This is a genomic window from Microcystis sp. LE19-195.1E (genome assembly GCF_027532095.1).
Classification (GTDB): domain Bacteria; phylum Cyanobacteriota; class Cyanobacteriia; order Cyanobacteriales; family Microcystaceae; genus Microcystis; species Microcystis aeruginosa.
In genome coordinates, this window is sequence record NZ_JAPZSZ010000021.1 from 1 (window position 1) to 5,085 (window position 5,085).

A 5,085-nucleotide genomic window follows, 5' to 3' on the forward strand; every position below is an offset into this window, starting at 1 on the left:
ATCTTTCAGCAGCCTGAGCGAAAAAGCCGTGGACTACCTAAAAGCGGGAGTCAGTCGCGTCTGGATCGTCGATCCCCGGGCCAAGCAGATCACAATTTTCTATCCCGACGCACCCCCGGCGATTAAAAAAGGCGATGACGAAATTAGCGATATTCTCCTCCCCGATTTAACCCTAACCCCCAGACAAATTTTTGCCAAGGCCCGATTAAGTTAATGCCCTACAGTCTCGTTCTCAATCTCACACCCCGATCGCCGATCTATCCGAATTTTCTCACCGGACGACACCTTCACGCGCTATTCCTTACCCTTGTCAGTAGTGTTGATCGGGAATTAGGGAAAATTCTACACGCAGCCGAGGCAGATAAAGCTTTTACCTTATCGCCACTACAGATGCAATCCGGGGGAAAAACGATAAATTCCCCGCAGTGGCGATACGAACGGCCAATCGCCCCCGAAACTCCCTGCTGGTGGCGGATTTCTCTGCTCGATGACCGATTATTCGGTAAATTAACCTCGCTCTGGTTGAATCTCAATCCAAAACACCCCTGGCATCTCGGTTCCGCCGATCTGGTTATCACTAGCGTCCTCGCCACCCCACAATCGGTTCAACCCTGGGCGAACTCTTGTACTTATCAATACCTGTATGAAAACGCCTCGGAAACGAATCGGGAATTTGATTTCCTTTTCGCTACCCCCGTCACCTTCCGGCAGGGAAAATTCGATAGTGCCTTACCGACGCGGGAACTGGTGTTTAATAGCCTTCTCAATCGTTGGAATCGCTATAGCGCTATCCCCTTCGATTCCATCGCCCTAGACTCGATTTTTCCCAGTTTCTTCGATATTCAAACGAAATTAGCCGACGAAGCCTATAAAAACCATTCGATCGGTTGTGTGGGCGAGATTCACTATCGTCTTTTGGGAGAGGTGGAACCCGCAAAGATTAAAGCGATTAATGTACTGGCGGATTTTGCCCTCTATGCGGGAGTGGGACGGAAAACCACCATGGGAATGGGGATGACTCGCAGAATTGCTAAGGAGAAAAGATAGCCATGGATGAATCTGACTACATACCGATCGCCGCTCTCAACCATTACGCCTACTGTCCCCACCGTTGTTGGAGAATGTTCGTCGCCGGGGAATTTCTCGATAATAGCTACACGATCGAGGGAACAAATTTACACGAGCGAGTTCACACCGTCGGGGCGGCAAACCGCGAGGAAATATGGCAAATTCGGGCGATCTGGCTTAAATCAGATAATTACCGTCTCATCGGTAAAGCCGATCTGATCGAGTCCCACGACGGTGAATTTATCCCCGTGGAATACAAACGGGGCAGTAAAGGCGAATGGGATAACGACGAGTTGCAGGTGTGCGCTCAAGCCATCTGTTTGGAAGAAATGACTGGAAAAAGGCTAGATACCGGCTATATCTACTATGCCAGTTCTCACCAGCGTCAACCGGTGGCGATCAATCTTGCTCTACGGCAACGGGCGATCGCTACGATCCGAGCAGTTGAAACCCTGATCCAGACGGGAAAAATGCCCCCGGCGGTCTATTCACCCCGCTGCAAGGGATGCAGTTTGTTCGATCGCTGCTTGCCCCGATTAACCGAAAAAGTCCAACGATATCGAGAGGAAGACTAAAAAATATGGGAACGGTATATGTGACAAGAGAAGACGCATTTCTCGGCAAAAATGACGAGCGTTTAACGGTCAAAGCATCCAAGGAAACGATCCTCGATGTACCTCTATTGAACGTGGAAGGAGTGGTGATTTTCGGACGGGGTTCAGTTTCTCCCGCATTGGTGATCGAATTGTTGGAACGTCATATTCCGCTCAGTTTCGTCACATCCACCGGACGCTATCTCGGTAGATTGGAACCGGAGATGACCAAAAATATTTTCGTTCGTCGAGCGCAATGGCAGGCCGCCGGCGATTCCCCGAAAGCCATTCATTTAGTGCGGGGATTCGTCCGCGGCAAGCTGAAGAATTACCGCAACATTCTGCTCCGTCGTCAACGCGATCGAAAGGAGTTGGATTTACAAACTGCGATCGCTTGTTTGGAAGCAGCGATCGGCTCGATCGCAACAACCTCGGCGATCGATTCTCTCCGGGGGTTAGAGGGAGCCGGAAGCGCGGCCTATTTCAGTTGTTTTGATTCCTTAATTCTCGGTGATACTTTTACCTTTACCTCGCGTAACCGTCGCCCCCCGCGAGATCCGGTCAATTCTCTTTTGAGTCTGGGTTATGCGTTATTGCGCCATGACGTGCAGAGTGCGATCAATTTGGTCGGTTTTGACCCCTATCTCGGTTATCTTCACTATCAACGCTACGGTCGCCCCTCGCTGGCACTAGATCTGATGGAAGAATTTAGAGCGATCGTCGTTGATGCCGTGGTTCTCAACGGGATCAATCATCCTTATCTTACCCCCGAACATTTCACCACTGAACCCTTAAGTGGTGCGGTTTCCTTGACGAGGGAAGGGTTACAGATTTTCCTGCGCTTGTACGAACAGAAGAAACAATCCAAGTTTAAGCATCCGGTAATGGGTAAACAGTGTACTTATCAAGAAGCTTTCGAGATTCAGGCCCGACTAATGGCGAAATATCTGATGGACGAGACGGATAAGTATCCACCTTTGATTTTAAAGTAGGTAGAGGCGGTCATGTATTTTGTTGTCAGTTACGACATTTCCGATGATAAGCGACGAACCAAAATTCACAATACGTTAAAGTCCTACGGCCAACGGGTGCAGTATAGTGTTTTTGAGTGCGATCTAACCGATACCCAGTACGCTAAGCTGCGCGGGCGCTTGAGTAAGTTGATCAAACCCGATACCGATAGCATCCGCTTTTATTTTCTCTGCGCCTGTTGTCGGGGTAAAGTGGAACGCATCGGTGGTGAGTTACCCCGGGATAATACAATTTTTTTTGTTTAGCTCGGTTGCGCTTCCGGGTAGCTGTAAAAATTCTTAACTATTATGTGGTGGCTGAAAAGCTTATGGAATATAGATTCGAGATGATTTTCCTTTCCAACGCGGGGCGCACCTTATCCCGTAAGGTTTTGCGGGGTCTTGAAGAACTGGGTCACTTGCTGTATGATTGGTTTATTGCGGGTGCGGCGCATACGAACCTTGAAAATCCCATAGCGTATAGCTTTTACCACTGGGCGGTTCCAATTAATCTTAAACCCTACTAGGGATTGAAACACGCCAATTAGGAGGTGGCAATGAATGCAAAATGCTCCAAGTTCCAATTAATCTTAAACCCTACTAGGGATTGAAACACTGTTCTTCCCGTATTACTTAGGCTAACACCTCGTTCCAATTAATCTTAAACCCTACTAGGGATTGAAACCAGACCCGTGGGGTTCCCTGGTTTCATAGTGCCTTGTTCCAATTAATCTTAAACCCTACTAGGGATTGAAACATTGCAAGCCGAAGTAGTGGAAGCCATAAACGCCGCAATTATGGTTCCAATTAATCTTAAACCCTACTAGGGATTGAAACATTGCAAGGAAAGGCGCTTACCGGCGCAATTTTGCGTTCCAATTAATCTTAAACCCTACTAGGGATTGAAACTAAAGAGATTAAATTTTTGGAATCTCTAGGGAAGGTTCCAATTAATCTTAAACCCTACTAGGGATTGAAACACGCATCCTTGCAGTTGAGGAATAGTGATTCCATAGTTCCAATTAATCTTAAACCCTACTAGGGATTGAAACGTAACTAATCGAGGCAGAAAGCGTACATACTCTATTGTTCCAATTAATCTTAAACCCTACTAGGGATTGAAACTGGCTGGGTAAAAAGATAGGCAATCACTCAGAGGTTCCAATTAATCTTAAACCCTACTAGGGATTGAAACTCCCGTGGCCAATTCCATTTAGTGTCTTCTATCTGGTTCCAATTAATCTTAAACCCTACTAGGGATTGAAACCTGATCCAATAAGAGATCGTTTCTGGTGATTGATTGTTCCAATTAATCTTAAACCCTACTAGGGATTGAAACATAAGTCCAGAGTTATCTTCATACCAAGCGTAAGTTCCAATTAATCTTAAACCCTACTAGGGATTGAAACACCGGCAAAATTTTGCCGGTAGGGATGATTCACGGTTCCAATTAATCTTAAACCCTATTAGGGATTGAAACTCAAAAAACGATATTTTCTTGGGAACGGTGACAGGTTCCAATTAATCTTAAACCCTATTAGGGATTGAAACTAATTCTTTTAAATTTAGACTTTGATTGCCTAAAGTTCCAATTAATCTTAAACCCTATTAGGGATTGAAACCGGAGCCTTTGCTATTTATACTCGACCGCTAAATCGTTCCAATTAATCTTAAACCCTATTAGGGATTGAAACTTTCCTCTGAGTACCCAGTAGATCGGGGGTGGGGGTTCCAATTAATCTTAAACCCTATTAGGGATTGAAACACCGCCACTGATAATCCCGGGAACAATCGAGTCGAGTTCCAATTAATCTTAAACCCTATTAGGGATTGAAACTTTTTCCCTGCCTACAATCTTCCACTAACTCCTGGTTCCAATAAATCTTAAACCCTATTAGGGATTGAAACAGATTATTATCAGCCCGAAGGTTTCGGAGCGTGATGGTTCCAATTAATCTTAAACCCTATTAGGGATTGAAACTGGACGGGGGGAAGACATAGCGGGGGAGCGGGACGTTCCAATTAATCTTAAACCCTATTAGGGATTGAAACTAAGACTACTCCACCGGGAGGCAACCCTAGAGTTATGTTCCAATTAATCTTAAACCCTATTAGGGATTGAAACGGGGATTCTGACTCTTGTGGTGGGGTTTGCTCCTGTTCCAATTAATCTTAAACCCTATTAGGGATTGAAACAAGGAATAATCGGACTCCTAACTTAAGCACTTGAGGTTCCAATTAATCTTAAACCCTATTAGGGATTGAAACCAATGCAGTACCCAGAATTGTTCCGGCTATTAAGGTTCCAATTAATCTTAAACCCTATTAGGGATTGAAACTCAACGATTATATCGAATGACTGCTGCTGCCGAAACAAGTTCCAATTAATCTTAAACCCTATTAGGGATTGAAAC

At 45.5% G+C, this 5,085-nt stretch carries 5 protein-coding genes and 1 CRISPR repeat array; all 5 genes read left to right on the forward strand.

Going from position 1 to position 5,085, the window contains the following annotated elements; genetic code table 11:
- A partial coding sequence (locus O9300_RS01670; protein WP_287739063.1) for a Uma2 family endonuclease occupies window positions 1-214 on the forward strand: 214 nt, incomplete at its 5' end.
- Complete coding sequence (gene cas6 / locus O9300_RS01675; protein ID WP_287969671.1) at window positions 214-1,047, forward strand: CRISPR-associated endoribonuclease Cas6; 834 nt, start codon at window positions 214-216, stop codon at window positions 1,045-1,047. The genes O9300_RS01670 and cas6, both read left to right, overlap by 1 nt.
- Window positions 1,048-1,049: 2 nt before the next feature.
- Window positions 1,050-1,643 carry a CRISPR-associated protein Cas4 gene (gene cas4, locus O9300_RS01680; protein ID WP_287739059.1) on the forward strand — a complete coding sequence of 198 codons (594 nt, stop codon included), beginning with the start codon at window positions 1,050-1,052 and terminating at the stop codon, window positions 1,641-1,643.
- A gap of 5 nt (window positions 1,644-1,648) precedes the next feature.
- A complete protein-coding gene (gene cas1d / locus O9300_RS01685) occupies window positions 1,649-2,653 on the forward strand; it encodes a type I-D CRISPR-associated endonuclease Cas1d (protein ID WP_287969673.1) in 1,005 nt (334 codons plus the stop codon).
- A gap of 12 nt (window positions 2,654-2,665) precedes the next feature.
- On the forward strand, window positions 2,666-2,938 hold the full coding sequence (cas2, locus tag O9300_RS01690; RefSeq protein WP_002742874.1) for a CRISPR-associated endonuclease Cas2: 273 nt from the start codon (window positions 2,666-2,668) through the stop codon (window positions 2,936-2,938).
- Between the two features lie 233 nt (window positions 2,939-3,171).
- Window positions 3,172-5,085: a CRISPR direct-repeat array (repeat unit 37 nt; unit sequence GTTCCAATTAATCTTAAACCCTATTAGGGATTGAAAC).

Coding starts and splice junctions, on each gene's coding strand:
- cas6 (WP_287969671.1), top strand. CDS start 214: ATGCCCTACAGTCTCGTTCTCAATCTCACACCCCGATCGCCGATCTAT.
- cas4 (WP_287739059.1), top strand. CDS start 1,050: ATGGATGAATCTGACTACATACCGATCGCCGCTCTCAACCATTACGCC.
- cas1d (WP_287969673.1), top strand. CDS start 1,649: ATGGGAACGGTATATGTGACAAGAGAAGACGCATTTCTCGGCAAAAAT.
- cas2 (WP_002742874.1), top strand. CDS start 2,666: ATGTATTTTGTTGTCAGTTACGACATTTCCGATGATAAGCGACGAACC.